We start from the raw sequence: 16,527 nt of genomic DNA, 5'->3' as shown, positions 1-16,527 counted from the left end.
TTCTTTCGGGCAGCCAGCGAAGCAATTAGGCGATACAACGAGCGCCCCACGCCAGACAGGCATTCACCCGCCAAGACATAAGAGCATTAACTGCTACAGATCAAGAAAACTCTGGCTCAAAAGAAAATGGAGCCCCACCAAGGGGCTCCGCTGCCAGCCTGTCTGCGCGCCAGATAAGACCGGTCCAAATTACACCAAACCCAACCGGGTTAAGTATAATTTGCAATCAAACGCTTTGGCTTTAGTTGCGGCGACGGCGCGCCGCCACACCAGCACCCGCCAGCGCAAGACCGACCAGGGCGACTGAACCGGGCTCAGGCACTTTAGAAGAATCCAGCTTGTCGATAGTCAGATCTAGATCCAACTTGCCGTTGGCCGCATTGGTCAAGCCGGCGTAATCGATAATGCCCTGAATCGCGCCGACGCTGGTGAAGTCCACCGCCCCACCAGAGCCACAAGTCACCGACAGCACGTCATCATTGTCACTGTCAGAGGGGTCGCTGTAACCACAGGCGCCGAAAGCGGTAAAAGGAATCGGGGTTCCAGAAGGTGACAGGAAACTATGAGCCTGCGACTCAAACACGATCCGGCTCCAATGGGTGCTATCCGTGTACACCTCGAGAGCGAACGTGAACCCCAAATCAGAGCTCAGCACGGTGAACTGAAACTGATCAGCCTGCGCCGCCAAATTCACACCACCCAGCCCGGTGTAGTTTAGCCCTGTATAGGCATTGCCCGTGTCCGTCACGCCGGTCATGTCACCGGTCGTGCCGGCACCCGTACCCGCACCATCCCAGCGAACCACACCCGTCGATGACTGGAGAGGATTATTTGCAAACTGCAGGTAGCCATCAGCCACGAACAATTTCGAACTTTGCGTACCGTTAGTCTTGCTAACACCCAAATCACGATAGGAACCGATGGCCCCTCCAGTGGGGCCATACTGGGTCGCCCACGTGAATTTCGAGTTAACGGTCTTGTCCTTGGCGACGTACTTAAAATTTGGATCCGACGCATCGTCAAGGTCGACAGTACTCGGTTGATCGAAAAGATCGATCACCACGCTGGCTTGAGCAGCCACGGCGCCGAGCGCCAGCACCGCCGCCGCGAACTTTGAAAGCTTGGACATAACATTCCTTCCCGGAGTCAAAAAAGTAGCCAGCCCTACAGCCCACCTGAAGACGTCGTGACTGAGCAGCCGCCTGAAATGCTGCAAGCGACATCCGTGCCAGTGTGAAATTTCGATGCTCCGTCAACAACTTACGCAAGACTACGGTCAGTCATAGCGACGCCATGTAAGCAATTTCGACAGAAGTTAGGCCCGGCGTTACGCCGCTGTTCTGTGTACTTGAGCCGTCGCCTCGCCGCCGAGGCGCCTGCTCAGGCGCCTGAACGCCGACGTGGCAACCGAACGTATGCTGCCGTTTGCGTCGTGCGGGAGAGACTTGATCCGTTGACAGACACACCCACCCACCGGCCGACCTCGTGGAGTAAGCCACACCTCGTCGGTTGCGAGGTACACCACCAATGCAGTGTGCATCTTATGCAGTAGCGCCCGCATAAACTGGAGCAACGCCCCCCCTGCGATTGAAGTTCTTGTCGCGATGCGATTGGGATGAAAGTCGCCTTGACATCAGCAGTTCCCGTTGCGCATTCGGCCTTGAGGGATCACGCATTGAGGCGGATCGCCTATGCTCAGCTCGCAACTTCTCTTCGAACGAAGACCGCATACGACATGACCCGTCATCATGAAAGCGCGTGGCCCGGCCAAAATAGGCGCGGCCTGACTCTTGCTGCCGTTGGGGCGCTCGCAATCCTCACGGCCGCCTGCGGAGATCGCTTGAGCGCCGACTCCGCGCCTGCCCAAGCGCGGCAAGCGGCTCAGCAGGGGAATCTTGATTTGTCGGCGAGCATTCTGCGGCGCGAACTGGAACAGCATCCAGAAAGCGCCGATGCGCGAGTCCAACTCGCGAGCGTCTTGCTTGAGCAAGGCGAATACGAAAATGCGTCCATCGAACTCGGAAAAGCTCGAAAGGCAGGCGCTCGAGATGACGATGTCATCCCGCTTCTCGCGCGCGCCCTTGTTGAAAGAAAAAAATATCAAGTCGCACTGGATGAATATAGCAGCATCGCCCTGAAAAAGGAGGCAGCTCAAGCCGAACTGAAGACGTTGATGGCTATTGCTCAATTGAGGTTGGGCGGCCCTGAGAAGGCACTTCAAATGGTCGATGAGGTCCTAGCCTCATCCCCTGGCCAAGCGCGGGCTGCCGCGCTGGCGGCACGCCTCCATGCCAACGCCGGGCGCCTCGATAAGGCCTTTGCGGTTCTTGATGCGGCAGCAAAAAGCATTAAAGACGGCGAAAGCGCTGAGATCTGGCTGGCGCGCGCCGATTTGCTGCTCTATGGCAAGCGTGATATAGACGGCGCCAAGAGCGCATATCAAAAAGCCGTCGAAGCTCAGCCTCGAACCGCTTCAGCTCATGCAAGTCTTGTGCAACTGCATTTGTTGAAAAAAGATATCAGCAAAGCCGACGCCGCCCTGAAGGCGATGATAGTGGCGCTGCCCAAACATCCGATGAGCGTATTCACGGCGAGCATTTTGGCATTGCACAAGAAAGATTATCAACGCGCTCGTGAACTGCTACAGCCATTATTGAAAGTTGCTTCTGCAAATGCCGACGTTCTCGCGCTGTCTGGCAGCATCGAACTAGAGCTTGGTAACACGGCCAACGCGATCACACAGTTGCAACGCGCCATTTTTATCTCGCCACAGACTGCACAGCCGCGGAAGACCTTGGCGCGAGCGTGGGTGCGCGAAGGCGCACCCGACAAAGCCCTTGAGGTGTTGGCCCCATTGATTCAATCCAATACCCAGGACACGGAGCTCTTCGTCATTGCCGGCGGCGCCCATTTGGCGGCGAACCGCCCGTCTCAAGCCGAGACCTTCTATTCGAAGGCACTGGCGAAGACTCCGGATGACACCAACGTGAAGACCCAGATCGCAATGATCAAGATGCGGTCAGACCCGAGCCAGGCGTTGTCATTGCTCCAGGACACAGCCGCCAATTCCGCCGACACCATCGCCGATATGGCGCTGATTGCCGCCCAACTCCAGAAGCGCGACTTTGACGGCGCAAAGAAGTCAATCGACCTGCTTCAATCCAAGGACACCAAGAGCGCCCAACCCGCGATGCTTCTTGGGCAATTGGCGATGATGAAGCGGGATTTCAAGGGCGCCAGATCCAGCTTCGAGCAAGCTCTCGGGATCGACGGCACCAACGCCGCGGCTGCGCTTGCACTTTCGTCGCTTGACCAACTTGAAGGCAGTTCGGAGAAGGCCGAAGTGCGGCTCAATGAGTTCATTGGAAAGAATCCCAGAGCAATCAGCGCTCGCTTGGCCGTCGCTAGTAGTCAGGAGCGCCGAGGCGCAAGCCATGGCGTTATCCTGAAGACCTACAGCGAGGCGATTGCCGCGAACCCAAGCGATTCGAGCGCGCGCTTGGCATATATGGGGTACCTACTCAAACGCAACGACAGCAAGGGGCTGCTTGATGCGGCACAGTCAGCCGCCGCAGCGATACCAGAAGATCTTTCCGTACTCTCGATGTTGGGGACTGCACAGTTATTGACTGGCGACGTCAATCAAGCTGTGGCCACCGGACAGAAGCTTGTCAATAAGGCGCCTTCGAGTTCCAAGGCTTATGCGCAACTGGCACAGGCCGAGGTGATCGCCGGGCAATCCGTGCGTGCGGAAAAGAGTTTCAAGCGAGCGCTGGAGTTAGATCCGACGAACATGCAGGCGTCGCGAGGACTCATTGCGCTAGGGTTGAACAACAAGCGGCCAGAACTTTCTCTTGATGCTGCCAAAGCTATTCAACGCGACAGGCCAAACGACGGACTTGGCCACTTGCTTGCGGGTGACATATTGCTGCGGCTGCGACGTCAAGCTGAGGCCTTGGAAACATACAGAGCGGGACTTTCGCGAAAGTATCCACTCAACCTTCCATCGAGGGTATATCTGCTGACAAAGGAATTGAAGGGAGATGTGCCAGCAAGCAAATTCTCGGGCGAGTGGCTCCAAAAAAACCCCCAAGATATCGGATTCAAGTTCTTTGTAGGTAACATCGAGCTGGAAGCATCCCGCTTGCCCAATGCCGAAAAGCTGTTCTCTGAGATCGTTGAGGCCTATCCTAAACATGTTGCGGCACTGAACAATCTCGCATGGATTCGGGTGCGAGAGGGAAAACAGGGCGCTGTCGCTCTGGCGGAACGCGCACTTACTGAAGCCCCAGACTTCGCCGCGGTACTTGACACGCTGGCTCTCGCCCTCGCCGCAGAGGGCCAAATTGACAAGGCCATCAAGAATGCCCAATTAGCGGTTTCCAAGGCGCCGGATGTGCCCTCTTACTACGTTACTCTTGCACGCCTCCAGTTGAAATCAGGGGACAAAGTCGCTGGCAAGGCTTCGCTTGTCGAGGCTGAAAAGCGGCGGCCAGCGCCTGCCCTGGTGGAAGAAATCAATGAGTTGAAGAGGTTGGCCGCTTCGTGATCGGCGTGGCGGCGTGGCGGCGTGGCGGCGTGGCGGCGTGGCGGCGTGGCGGCGTGGCGGCGTCGCTTTGGCTGTCCACCCAATCGGGAGCGGTGCATGGGTGCATCGGCGAGGCGGATGCCCCCCTCGCCGGGACGCATCGTCACGGCCCTGCTGTCCACCTCCGTGCCGGATTACCTCGCCAGACCTCATTCGGGCCGACCACCGAGCCAGACATCAGAACTGATCCGACGACAAGGGTCGCGCCGTCATTGATCAACGTGTTCGGGAAGACAACTGAATTGGCTCCCACCGTCACGTCGCGACCAATGCGCACCGGGCCGCACACCAGTTTGCCGCCAGCGATGTAGTTGGCCGACACCAGGGACGCATTGCCCAGCACGCTGCCATCGCCGATGGTGACGGCATAGGGGTCGTCGATGGCCCCACCTAGGGCCACGTCGCGGCCTACCCGGGCGCCGAACAGCGTTTCGAGCACCGGCTGCAGGAACACCGGGATGAAGGGCCGCAGCGCACCCTGCCCCATCCGGTACGTGACCGTGACCAGCTTCCAGTGGGTGAACTCAGGTGCGTCCTGGTCGTAGGTGCCCGCCGGCAGGGGCCGCCAGTGCAGCAGCAGGCGTACGGCCAGGGCCGAGGCCAGACCGTAGCCCAGCAGGAACAGCACCGGCTCCAGCAGCACGTGGTAGGGCTGCAGCGCCGCCACCAGATGGGCATGCGCCAGCACCGGTACCGCCAGCGCCACCAGCACCAGGGCCGTGATCACCAGCGTGGACAGCAGATAGTCGAGTGCAGTGGCCTTCATCGTGTGCATCCCCCTTGCAGAACCGGACGGCACCTGCCGCCGGCAGCCGGACAAACGGTCAGAATACACGGACGGCACCTGCCCACTGCCACCGGCGCTGCACGGTGTTGCACTCCCACCCAGGTTCTGCCGATACAGCTTGCCGTGACTGAACCTGTTGCCCTTCTCTCCGGAATCCACAAGACCTACCAGATGGACGAGGTTGAGGTGCCCGTGCTCAAGGGCATCGACCTGCTGGTGCGGCCGGCACACTTCACCGTGCTGCTGGGGCCCTCAGGCAGTGGCAAGTCCACGCTGCTGAACATGCTCGGCTGCATCGACCGCCCCGACGCCGGCAGCGTGACGGTGGCCGGCACCGACATCCAGTCGCTGACGGACGACCAGCTCGCCGACTTCCGTGCGGCGAACATCGGCTTCGTGTTCCAGAGCTTCAACCTCATTCCGGTGCTGAGCACCTTCGAGAACGTGGAGTACCCGCTGGTACTGGCGGGCATGCCCCCGGAACGACGGCAGCGCCGCGTGAAGAAGCTGCTCGATCTGGTGGGCCTGGGCGACCGCGCGCGCAACCTGCCCGGACAGTTGTCGGGGGGCCAGCGGCAGCGTGTGGCCATCGCCCGCGCGCTGGCACGCAAGCCCAAGCTGGTGATCGCCGACGAACCGACGGCCAACCTCGACAGCCAGACCGGGGCCGCGGTCATCCAGCTGATGCGGCACATGCAGGAGCGCTATCGCATCTCGTTCATCTTCGCCTCGCACGACCGAAGCCTGATCGAGGCCGCCGACGACCTGATCATGCTGCGTGACGGAGTCATCCAGAAGATCATCCGCAAGGCCGATCCCGCACCGGTTGACGCGCCGGCCACGCGCCCGATGGCAGCCGAGGGCGATGCCATCGTCGTCGAGGACGACGAATGAACCAGACCGTATCGCTGGCCCTGCGCAACCTGCTGCGCAACCGGCGCCGCTCGCTGGCCACCCTGCTGGCGCTGGCGATCGGAGCGGCATCGCTGCTGCTGTTTGGCGGCTACACGGCCGACATCCGTCTGGCCATGCTGACCGAGTACGTCCGCAACGGTGGCCACCTGCAGATCCAGCACCGTGACTACTTCCTGTACGGCAGCGGCAATCCGACGGCCTATGCCATCCGCCAGCACCGCGCGATTGAACAGGCCATTGCCGATGATCCAGCGCTCAAGAGCCAGATCAGCGTGGTGTCGCCCATGCTGCAGTTCGGCGGGGTAGCCGGCAACTACGACGCCGGCGTGTCGCGCACCGTCATCGGCACCGGCCTGGTGGCCGGCGATGTGACGCGCATGCGCCAGTGGAACGAGTTCGGCAGTGCGCAAGTCAGCCCGACCTACCTGCTGGACGGCGCCGCCGCGGACGCCGCCATCGTCGGCACCGGTGTCGCGCGCGTGCTGCTGCTGTGCGAGCCGCTGAAGATTGCCAATTGCCCGAAGCCCGAGGTCGAGAAGGTGGCCAAGGGCCCGGCGCTGGATGCGGACATCGCCGCCCTGGCCGAGATGGAAAGCAAGCCGCAGCCCAAGGCACCCGCCAAGGGCCGTGACAAGGCCAGGCCCGGCACCCCGGCCAAGTCCGAGGCGACGCCGGTGGCCGCCGTGCCCAATGCGAAGATCGAGCTGTTGTCGGGCCATGGCCGTGGCTCGCCCAATGTGGCGGCACTGAACGTGGTGGCGGCCGAGAACCAGGGCACCAAGGAACTGGACGACATCGCCATCGTGCTGCAGTTCAAGCAGGCGCAGCAGCTGGTCTTCGGCCGGACGGAGCCGCGGGCCACCGCCATCATGGTGCAGTTGGTGCACACGGCCGACATGGCCGATGTGCGCCAGCGCCTGCAGGCCCTGCTGCAGCGGGTGGCCCCCGGCGAACCGTTGGCCATCCTCGACTTTATCGAGCTGAACCCCTTCTACACCCAGACGGTGCAACTCTTCGACACCATTTTCGGCTTCATCTTCACCCTGATCGGCGGCATCGTGCTGTTCACCGTGACGAACACGATGAATGCGGCCGTGGTGGAACGCACCACCGAGGTGGGCACCCTGCGCGCGGTGGGACTGCGCCAGGCAGGCATCCGCCAGCTGTTCCTCACCGAGGGCCTGCTGCTGGGGGTGGCCGGTGCGGTAGCCGGTGTGGCCAGTGCGCTCGTGATCTCGGCCGTGGTGAACAGCCTGCACCTCACCTGGCTGCCGCCCGGCGGCTCGGAGCCCCTGCCGCTCACGGTGCGGGTCTGGGGTCAGTTCGGCATGCTGGCGGTCACCGCCATCGGCCTGGTGGTAGTGGCCGCCCTGTCGGCCTGGTGGCCGGCGCGGCGCGCCGCGCAGTTGAAGATCGTCGACGCACTGAGGCACATCTGATGTCGATCCGTTCGAAGCTTTCGCGCCGGGCGCTGCTGTCTGTGGGGGCACTGACGCTGGCCCGGCCGCTGCACGCTGCCGGCGACGCCCAGGCCCTGCTGGTCGCCAGCGACGCCATCCGCAACCCGGGCCAGCCGTTTCGCGTGACCGTCACCCTCACCGAGTTCGAGAAGGGCCAGCAGGTCGACACCAGCCAGCTGGTGAGCTACTCACGCACCATGGAACAGTCGAACGGGCAGTTCGCCAGCCTGCTGCGCTTCGTGCAGCCGGCACGCGACACCGGCAAGCTGCTGCTGAAGAACGGCGGTGACCTGTGGTTCTACGACCCCGGCACCAAGGCCAGCGTGCGCATCTCGCCCCAGCAGCGCCTGCTGGGCGACGCCTCGAACGGCGATGTGGTGACGGTGAACTTCGCCCGCGACTACAAGGCCGCGGTGGCCGCCGAGGAAACCATCGCCGACGGCGAACGCAAGCAGCGCAAGAGCGTCAAGCTGATGCTGACGGCCGCCAGCGAGGACTCCACCTACGCAGCCATCGAGCTGTGGATCGACGCTGAGTCGCGCGCTCCGCTCAAGGCGCGCTTCATGGCCGATTCAGGCCGGCTGCTTAAGACCGCCTACTACCGCAAGTTCCAGCCGCAACTGGGCGCCGACCGCCCCACCGAGACGGTCATCATCGACGGCATCAACCCGCAGTCGGTCACCATCGTCCGGTTCTCGGATTACGCGGCGCGCAACCTGCCCACGTCATGGTTCCAGCGCGACTACCTGCCGCGCTTTCAGGGAGATTGAACAACATGCGCATCGCCGCCGGACGCCCGTCAACACCCTTCATCGCCGCCGCTGCGGCCATGGCCCTGGCGGCCTGGGCAGCCTGCTCGCCGGCCCGGGCCGCCGACGACGACGCCCTGGCGCTGGAGGCACCGACCGATGCCGCCCCAGCCGCACGCGCCGAGACCACCGCTCCCGCGATGCGGCTGTATGGCGAACTGGCCACCGGCCAGCTCTGGCGTCGCGGCGGCCTGGGCCATTTGGACAGCCGGCGCGCCTCGATCGACTACAGCCAGACCTTCCGCCCGGCGCCGGGCTGGCGAATCGTGCTGTCCAACCGCCTGGACGACATGCACCCGGTGGATGCCGGCGAACGGGCCACCACCAACAGCCTGCGCGAAGCCTTCGCCAGCTGGCAGGACGAGGGCGGGCAGACCGTGGTCGAGTTCGGGCGCATCAACCTGCGCAATGGGCCGGCCTACGGCACCAACCCGACCGACTACTTCCGCACCAACAGCCTGCGTGCCATCGCCACGGCCGATCCGCTGGCCCTGCGTGAGAACCGGCTGGGCACGGTGATGCTGCGGGCCCAGCGGCTGTGGGCCGATGGCGGCCTGACCCTGGCCCTGGCACCGAAGCTGGCCGATCACCGCAGCGACGCCCCCTTCAGCCTGGACCTGGGCGCCACCAACGGCCAGCGCCGCGGCCTGCTCACCTGGAGCGGCAAGAGTGGCGACAGGCTCGGCTGGCAGCTGCTGGGCTATGCCGAGCAAGGGCGTGGCCCGCAATGGGGCGCCAACGGCACCGCCCTGCTCTCTGACGCGGTGGTGGCCCATGGCGAGTACTCGCGCGGACGCGAGCACGACCGCCTGGCCGCCCTGCTGGGCGAGGCCGCGCCGTCGTCGGTGCGCAGCCGCTGGACGGGCGGCCTGACCTACACCGCCCCCACGCGCACCGCCATCACGCTCGAGTACGCGCACGACGGTGCTGCGCCAAGCCGCGCGGTCTGGGATGCGGCGGCCGCCCAGGGCACCGACGTGCTGGGCGCCTACCTGCTGGATGCCCAGCAGCGCCAGGACAACGCCTCGCGCGGCGCCTGGCTGGTCTATGTCAGCCAGAAGAGCCTGGGCACCAAGAACCTGGATCTGAACGGCTTCGTGCGGGTCAACGCCGATGACCGCAGCCGCTTCACCTGGGCCGAACTGCGCTACCACTGGGACCGCATCGATGGCGCGCTGCAATGGTGGCAGGCCAGCGGCAACGGTCGCTCCGAGTACGGCGTCATTCCTAACCGACAGTCGCTCCAGGTGATCGTGACGCTTTTCCATTGAGCGCATGGCCAACCTTCAAGCCCGCTGGCTGACATCGGTTCTCGACATTCCACGTGCGCAGTGGGACAGCCTCTGGCCGCCCCAGGCCGAAGGCTATGACTTCTACCGATGCCAGGAGGAAGCCGGCATCGAGAACTTCGAGTTCTTCTACCTGGGCCTGTATGCGGGCGACCGGCCGGTGCTGTTCGCCCCCATGTTCACCGCGCCCTTCAACATGGGCCTGGCCATGGACGAGACCTGGCGCGCCCGGCTCGAGAAGGTGCAGGCGCGGTGGCCGGGCTTCCTGGTGTTCAAGACCCTGTTCTGCGGCTCGCCCACCGGTGAATGCAACGTGGTGGGCGTCGCCGACGACTTCCGCCAGGACCCGGCGCTCTATGCGGCCCTGGACCGTGCGCTGATGGACATGGCACGCCAGCGCCGCGTGTTCATGGTGGTGTTCAAGGATCTGCTCGATACCGATGCCGAACGCTTCGCGCCGATGAAGCGCCTGGGCTGGTTCGGTGGCGACAGCATGGACACCGCCGTTCTGGACACGCCATTCAGCAGCCTGGACGAGTACCTGGCCCAGCTGGGGCCACGTACGCGTAAGGAACTGCGGCGAAAGCTGCGGCAGTCGACGCAGGAACTCGAGGTCGAGACGGTCACCCGCATCGACGACATCGTCGATGAGGTGTACCGACTCTACAAGGGTGTGCACGACCAGGGCGTGATGAGCTTCGAGGTGCTGACGCCGGCCTACTTCCTGAACTTCTGCCGCCACATACCCGACAACACCGTGTACTTCCTGTACTGGACCAAGGGTGACGGCCAGGGACGGCGGCTGGTGGGCATGGACTTCTGCCTGCACTACGAAGACCGCCTGCTGGCCAAGTACACCGGCATGGATTACACGGTCTCGCGCGAGCTGAACCTCTACTTCATCGGCCTTCTGAGCAACATCGACTGGTGCATCCGCCACGGCAAGAAGCGCTGCCTGCTGGGGCCGGGCAGCTACGCCGTGAAGCAGCAGATGGGCGCGAGACTGGTGCCGCTGCGCACGCTCACCAAGCTGGTCAATCCGCTGCTCAACTGGTTCCCGAACCGATTCGCCTGAGGCCCCATGGACGCGCCGTCGCCCCCGCCCCCCGACACCGCAGCGCCGGGCGCACCGGCAACCCAGGCGGACACCCACACCGTGCCCATGCTGTACTGGGTGCTGCTGGCCGTGGCCATCGTCAGCGAAGTGGCCGCCACCAGCCTGCTGAAGTTCACCGAGGGGTTCACGCGGCTGTGGCCGTCGGTGGTAGTCATCGCGTTCTACGAGCTGTCGTTCATCCTGCTGACGGTGGTGACGCGCCGCATTGCCATGCCGGTGGTCTATGCCACCTGGGGTGGCGTGGGGGTGGCCATGGTCACCGTCGTGGCCTGGGCCTGGCTAGGCCAGCACCTGGATGCGGCCGCGCTGCTGGGTATCGGCATGATCACCGCCGGGGTGATCGTGATCCAGGGCTTCTCGGAGTCCACTCATGCTTGACTGGTTGATCCTGTTCGCCGCTATCGTGGCCGAGGTGATGGCCATCACGGCGATGAAGCTGACCGACGGCTTCAAGAAGATTTGGCCCTGGGCGGTGGTCATGGCGCTGTGCTTCGCCTCCTCGCTGTACCTGATGAGCCTCACGCTGGACACCATCCCCGTGGGCATCGTGTACGCCACCTGGACGGGTTCGGGCCTGGTGCTGATCACGCTGGTCAGCCAGGTGTTCTTCCGCCAGACCATGGACCGCCCGGCACGCCTGGGCATCGGCCTGATCCTGGGCGGTGTGATCGTGCTGCAGACGTTCTCGAACTCGGTGCCGCGCTGAACGACGCACGGCCGCGCCCCGCGGTGGCGATGTGCTTCAGCCCGTGACGCCCAGCCGGCCCAGGGCCTGCGCCAGTGCCCCGGCGGCCAACGGCGATGGCGCCAGGCCGGCCTGGAGACGCCGAGCGGCCAGACGGGCCGGCTCGGCACGCACGGTGTCCAGTGCTGTGCGCAGCGCCCCGGGGTTCAGGCGGTCGGTACGCAGCACCACCGCTGCACCAGCCGCCACCAGCGGCGCCATGTTCAGGAACTGGTCCATGTTGGTGGCCAGGCCCAGCACCGGCACGCCCGCCGCCAGCGCCTGCTGGGTGCCCATGCTGCCGCCATTGCAGACCATCCAGGCCGAGCGCTCGGCGGCCTCGTCGCCGGGCAGGTAGGGTGCGATGCGGGCATTCGGGGGTACCCTGGCCGGCGGTGCCCCACCGGCGGTGGAGGCCATCACCCGCACCGGCGCATCGGCCAGCGTGTCCAGCAGCACCTGCAGGGCCTGGGGCGGGCCGGAACTGCCCAGCGTGACATACACCCACGGCAACCCCGGTGTGGCCGTTTCCGCCCACCAGTCGGGCAGCGCCATGGGCGGCACCCAGGCCAGTGACCCGACCCAGCTGGCCTGACCGTCGGGCTGCACCTCGGGAAACAGGGCCGGCACGTCGGGCAGCAGCAGGTGGTCACTGTCGGAATAGGCGCGGCGCAGGTCGTTGCCGAAGCCCGGCATGCCATACGCACGACGCAGCCGGTTCATCGGGCCGCAATGCTGGAAGAACGCGATCGGCCGGCCCACGGCGAACAGCGTCCGGGCCAGCGGCAGCGGCAGGGCGCGTGACAACGGCAGCACCGGCATGGGATAGCGTGGCGGCGCCAGTGGCGTCCAGTAGGCGTTTGCGATGGCCAGGTAGGGCACGCCGGCGCGCCGTGCGCTCACCGACAGAGTCAGGCGGAAGTCGCCGACCACGGCATCCGGCCGCTCAGCGGCGATCAGGGCCGCGTCTTCCTCGGCATAGCGGGCCAGTGTCTCGTACGAATAGACCGGCGCGCCACGTGCCAACCGGTCATTGAAGTCGACCGGCGCCACGCTGTCCAGATCGACACGGCGCCAGCGCGGATCGGTGGCGAAATTTGCATAGCGTGGCGTGCAGGCCAGCACGATCTCGTAGCGCGTCGGGTCGAGCAAGCGTGCCAGCGCCACCGGCCGCGCCACATGGGCGAGGGTCACGCCCTCGGCGAACATCAGCAGCTTCAGGCGGCGGGAGGTCATGTTGCGAGACCGGAGCCAATGCCGCCCGCTGACCCGGCCCGCACGGTCCGGGCGTTGGGGGGGCGATGGCTACTTGGTCGTGATGGCCAGACGGTTCATCAGATCGTACAGCGTCGGCCGGCTCACCCCCAGCAGTTCGGCGGCCTTGGCGATGTTGCTGTCGGTGCGCGCCAGCGCGGCCAGCACGGCCTGGCGCTCGGCGGCCTCGCGGATGGCGCGCAGGTCCAGGTCGCCGTTCAGCATCGGCGCGGTGATCTGGTCCTCGGCCTGCGGCGCAGCGGCCGGCGCGCTCAGGCCCATGTCCTGTGCCGTCACTCGGTTGCCATCGGCCATGATCGCCGCGCGGCGCATGGCGCTGAGCAGTTCGCGCACGTTGCCCGGCCAGGCATGGGCCTCGATGGCGCGGGCGGCGTCCTCGCCCAGGCTCATCGCGCCGCGCTTGTTCTCCTGCGCGAAACGGCGCAGGAACGCATGCGCCAGCAGCACGGCATCACCGCTGCGCGCGCGCAGCGGCGGGATGTCGACCACGATCTCGGCCAGGCGGTAGTACAGGTCTTCGCGGAAGCGGCCGTCGGCAATCTGGCCCTTGAGGTTCTGGTGCGTGGCGCAGACCACGCGCACATCCACCGGGATCTCCTGGCGTCCGCCCAGGCGCTCGATCTTGCGCTCCTGCAAGAAGCGCAGCAGCTTGGCCTGCAGCGGCATCGGCAAGTCGCCGATCTCGTCGAGCATCAGCGTGCCGCCGTTGGCGGTCTCGATCTTGCCGACGGTGGTCTTGGTGGCGCCGGTGAAGGCGCCACGCTCGTAGCCGAAGAGTTCGCTTTCCAGCAGGTTCTCGGGGATGGCCGCGCAGTTGATGGCCACGAACTTGCCCTTGCGCTTGCTGGCGTTGTGCAGGCCGGTGGCCAGCACTTCCTTGCCGGTGCCGCTCTCGCCCAGCAACATCACGGTGGCGTCGCTGGGCGCCACCTTCTCGATCATGCGGCCCACGCGCAGCATGTCGGGGTCGCGCGTGATCAGGCCACCCAGGGTCTCGCTGGGCTGCACGGCCTGCAGGCGGCGGTTCTCGCTCTGCAGCTCGAACAGGCGGTAGGCGCGCTCGATCGTCAGCGCCAGCAGCTCGGGCTCGAAGGGCTTGGCGAAGAAGTCGTAGGCGCCCAGCGAGATCGCGCGCAGCGCATTGGCGCGGTCGTTCTGGCCGGTGAGCACGATGATCTTCAGGTCGCCATCAAGCTCCAGCAACTGGCTGAGCAGGCGAAAGCCCTCGCCGGTGCTGTCAGGGTCGGGCGGCAGGCCCAGGTCCATCGTGACCACGGCCGGGCGGTGCCGGCGGTAGGCGGCCAGGGCCGATTCGCGGTCGCTGGCGGTGACCACGTCGAAGCGGTCGAGCGACCACTTGATCTGCTTTTGCAGCGCAAGGTCGTCCTCGACCACCAGCAACGGACGGTCATTGTCTTGGCTCATAGCTTGGCGGGAGAGGTGGGGACGTGGAGATCGCTGCCGGTGCGCAGATCGAACAGGGGCAGCAGCATGGTGACGAGCGTACCCACACCGAGCTCGCTCTTGACGTCGATCTGGCCACCGAGCTCCTTGACGTACTGGAAGCTCTCGAAGGTGCCGATGCCCATGCCGCTGGTCTTGGTGGTGTTGAAGGGCCGGAACAGGCGGTTCTGGATGAACTCGGGGCTCATGCCGGCACCGGTGTCGCCCACTTCGACGACGGCCCGGCCGGCCGATTGCGACAGCCGCAGCCACACCTTGCCAGAGGCCGGCGTGGCCTCCAAGGCATTCTGCACGACATGGCCGATGACCCGCTCCACGCGCTCGGGCTGGCCGCGGGTGGCCACGCGGTCGGCCAGGTCCAGCACCAGCTCGCGGCCGCGCTGCTGGGCCGTGGTCTGCAGGCGCTGGGCGATGGCGGCCAGATCGACGCCGGCCTGGGTGCCCGTGGGCCGCTGGCCTTCGCGCAGTTGCAGCATCAGCTGGCGCATCTTCTCGACCGAGTTCTGCACCGTCTCCAGCATGTCGGCCTGGAATTCGGGGTTGTCGCGGTGGCGCTCGGCGTTCTTCAGCATCAGCGCCAGCTGCGTGACGATGTTCTTCAGGTCGTGCACCACGAAGGCCGACATGCGGTTGAAGGCCTCGAACTTGCGCGCCTCCAGCAAGGCCTCGGTGGCGTGCATCTGGGCCAGGAAGGCGGCCGCCTGGCGGGCCGCGGTCTTCAGCAGGTCGCGCACTTCCCAGTTCAGCTCGACCGGCGCGCGCGGGCGGGTCAGCACGACGAAGCCGTTGAGCTCGTCCGCGACGATCAGCGGCACCACCACCCAGGCCTGGGGCAGCGCGCGCAGCCAGTCGGGCAGCACGGCCAGGGCATCGCGCTCGGTGGGGGCATGGCGGTCGGCCGCCAGGTTGAACAGCCACTCACGCTCGCGCATCAGGGTGCAGAACGGCGAATCGAGCGGCTCGCGGCCATCCACCGCAGGCAGGTTCCAGGCTGCGGCGAGCACGCAGCGGTCCTCGCCGATCACCTTCAGCCACAGGCCCCCGCCCTGGGCCTCGACCATGTCGGCCAGGCCGCGCACGACGGTGGTGCCCACCTGCTGCGGATCGTCGCTGCTGCTGAGCTTGGCGGTGAAGCGCAGCCACTCGTTGCGGTAGTCGTAGCGGTAGCGGAAGAAGTGCTTGCCCAGGAACACCCGCAGCCGCGCCCGCATCGACGCCGAGGCCAGCACCACCCCCAGCAGCACCAGCGCCGCGAACAGCAGCGCGGCCTGCAGGGCACCGCCCCAGCTGCCGCCCACCACGCGCACGTAGTAGCCGGCGCCGGCCATGACCAGCAGGTAGCCACCGATCATCAGCAGCGAGGCCGAGTAGAACGCCGCCGCCTGCGAGATCTCGATCTTGGTCAGCCAGCGTGCATGGCGGCGCGAGGCCACCACCAGCAACCCGACCATCAGCGCATGCGCCAGCCCCCGCGCGTCGGCCACGTCCAGGTCGAGCCGTCCGAACAGCATCGACTGCGAATAGAGGTACAGGTCGTAGACGAACAGACCGGCCAGGCCCAGGCACAGCGGCTTGGCCGACCAGGTCGACTGCTCGGACTGGTTGCGGAACACCTGCTCGACCAGCAGCAAGCCGGCCACCGCCCAGGCCAGCAGCAGCGAGGCCGTGGCGCGTGAGATGTCGACCGCGCCCTCGTCATGCGTGGCCAGCCAGGCGTTCAGCGCCAGGCCGCCCAGGACCAGCAGGCCCAGCAGCCACCAGCCCCAGCCGCGACGCGACGCGGCCCGGTCCGTCCCGGAGACGCGGCCGTGCGCCGGCAACAGGCTGAGCAGGAACGCCAGCCACGCGGCGTAGCGTGCGTTGTCGAGCAGCAGGGCCAGATGCCAGGTGACGCGCTTGCTCGAATCCAGGTCGATCCACGCGCTGGCGGCCCAGGCCGCCGAGGCCAGCACCGCGCCCAGGTACCAGCGCGACGACGGGCCGCGGTTGGCGCGCAGCAGCCCCAGGCGCCACAGCCACAGGGCATACAGGGTGTAGGCGGCCGTTGCCGCGCCGTAGCCCAGCCTCAGCAGGCCGTCGGAGGTGTCGAACATCGGTGA

At 65.6% G+C, this 16,527-nt stretch carries 13 protein-coding genes; 8 read left to right on the top strand and 5 right to left on the bottom strand.

Annotation, left to right across the window (positions count from 1 at the left end; translation table 11 throughout):
• Positions 1-241 precede the first annotated feature (241 nt).
• A complete protein-coding gene (locus AACH10_RS23900) occupies positions 242-1,129 on the bottom strand; it encodes a PEP-CTERM sorting domain-containing protein (RefSeq protein ID WP_341413061.1) in 888 nt (295 codons plus the stop codon).
• Between the two features lie 486 nt (positions 1,130-1,615).
• Between AACH10_RS23900 and prsT the strand changes: the two genes are divergently transcribed.
• Entirely contained in the window at positions 1,616-4,549 is a 2,934-nt protein-coding gene (prsT, locus tag AACH10_RS23895; protein WP_341413060.1) for an XrtA/PEP-CTERM system TPR-repeat protein PrsT, read from the top strand.
• 142 nt (positions 4,550-4,691) lie between these two features.
• Here the strand turns inward: prsT and AACH10_RS23890 are convergent, their stop codons facing one another.
• Positions 4,692-5,354 carry a hypothetical protein gene (locus tag AACH10_RS23890; protein WP_341413059.1) on the bottom strand — a complete coding sequence of 221 codons (663 nt, stop codon included), beginning with the start codon at positions 5,352-5,354 and terminating at the stop codon, positions 4,692-4,694.
• Between the two features lie 192 nt (positions 5,355-5,546).
• On the opposite strand from AACH10_RS23890, the gene AACH10_RS23885 reads away from it, so the two are divergent.
• The 7 genes from AACH10_RS23885 to AACH10_RS23855 are packed head-to-tail and all read left to right on the top strand — an operon-like array spanning position 5,547 to position 11,671.
• Complete coding sequence (locus AACH10_RS23885) at positions 5,547-6,269, top strand: ABC transporter ATP-binding protein (RefSeq protein ID WP_341413058.1); 723 nt, start codon at positions 5,547-5,549, stop codon at positions 6,267-6,269.
• A complete protein-coding gene (locus AACH10_RS23880) occupies positions 6,266-7,729 on the top strand; it encodes an ABC transporter permease (protein ID WP_341413057.1) in 1,464 nt (487 codons plus the stop codon). The genes AACH10_RS23885 and AACH10_RS23880 overlap by 4 nt, the downstream gene beginning before the upstream one ends.
• Positions 7,729-8,520: an outer membrane lipoprotein-sorting protein gene (locus AACH10_RS23875; protein ID WP_341413056.1), complete on the top strand. Its 792-nt coding sequence runs from the start codon at positions 7,729-7,731 to the stop codon at positions 8,518-8,520. Before AACH10_RS23880 ends, AACH10_RS23875 begins: the two co-directional genes overlap by 1 nt.
• A 5-nt stretch (positions 8,521-8,525) precedes the next feature.
• Positions 8,526-9,830 carry a hypothetical protein gene (locus AACH10_RS23870; protein ID WP_341413055.1) on the top strand — a complete coding sequence of 435 codons (1,305 nt, stop codon included), beginning with the start codon at positions 8,526-8,528 and terminating at the stop codon, positions 9,828-9,830.
• 4 nt (positions 9,831-9,834) lie between these two features.
• On the top strand, positions 9,835-10,923 hold the full coding sequence (locus tag AACH10_RS23865) for a GNAT family N-acetyltransferase (RefSeq protein WP_341413054.1): 1,089 nt from the start codon (positions 9,835-9,837) through the stop codon (positions 10,921-10,923).
• Positions 10,924-10,929: 6 nt separating this feature from the next.
• Positions 10,930-11,343, top strand: coding sequence for a DMT family transporter (locus AACH10_RS23860; RefSeq protein WP_341413053.1), 414 nt, complete (start codon positions 10,930-10,932; stop codon positions 11,341-11,343).
• Entirely contained in the window at positions 11,336-11,671 is a 336-nt protein-coding gene (locus tag AACH10_RS23855) for a DMT family transporter (protein ID WP_341413052.1), read from the top strand. Before AACH10_RS23860 ends, AACH10_RS23855 begins: the two co-directional genes overlap by 8 nt.
• Before the next feature lie 36 nt (positions 11,672-11,707).
• On the opposite strand, the gene AACH10_RS23850 is transcribed toward AACH10_RS23855, so the two are convergent.
• The 3 genes from AACH10_RS23850 to prsK form a co-directional block, all read right to left on the bottom strand.
• Entirely contained in the window at positions 11,708-12,925 is a 1,218-nt protein-coding gene (locus tag AACH10_RS23850) for a glycosyltransferase (RefSeq protein WP_341413051.1), read from the bottom strand.
• Between the two features lie 69 nt (positions 12,926-12,994).
• Complete coding sequence (prsR, locus tag AACH10_RS23845; RefSeq protein ID WP_341413050.1) at positions 12,995-14,389, bottom strand: PEP-CTERM-box response regulator transcription factor; 1,395 nt, start codon at positions 14,387-14,389, stop codon at positions 12,995-12,997.
• Complete coding sequence (prsK, locus tag AACH10_RS23840; protein WP_341413049.1) at positions 14,386-16,521, bottom strand: XrtA/PEP-CTERM system histidine kinase PrsK; 2,136 nt, start codon at positions 16,519-16,521, stop codon at positions 14,386-14,388. Before prsK ends, prsR begins: the two co-directional genes overlap by 4 nt.
• Between the last annotated feature and the right edge of the window lie 6 nt (positions 16,522-16,527).

This window comes from Pseudaquabacterium inlustre, from assembly GCF_038066595.1.
Taxonomy (GTDB): Bacteria; Pseudomonadota; Gammaproteobacteria; order Burkholderiales; family Burkholderiaceae_C; genus Pseudaquabacterium; species Pseudaquabacterium inlustre.
Note: the sequence above shows the minus strand (reverse complement) of the source record. Positions and strands in the feature narration are given on the sequence as shown.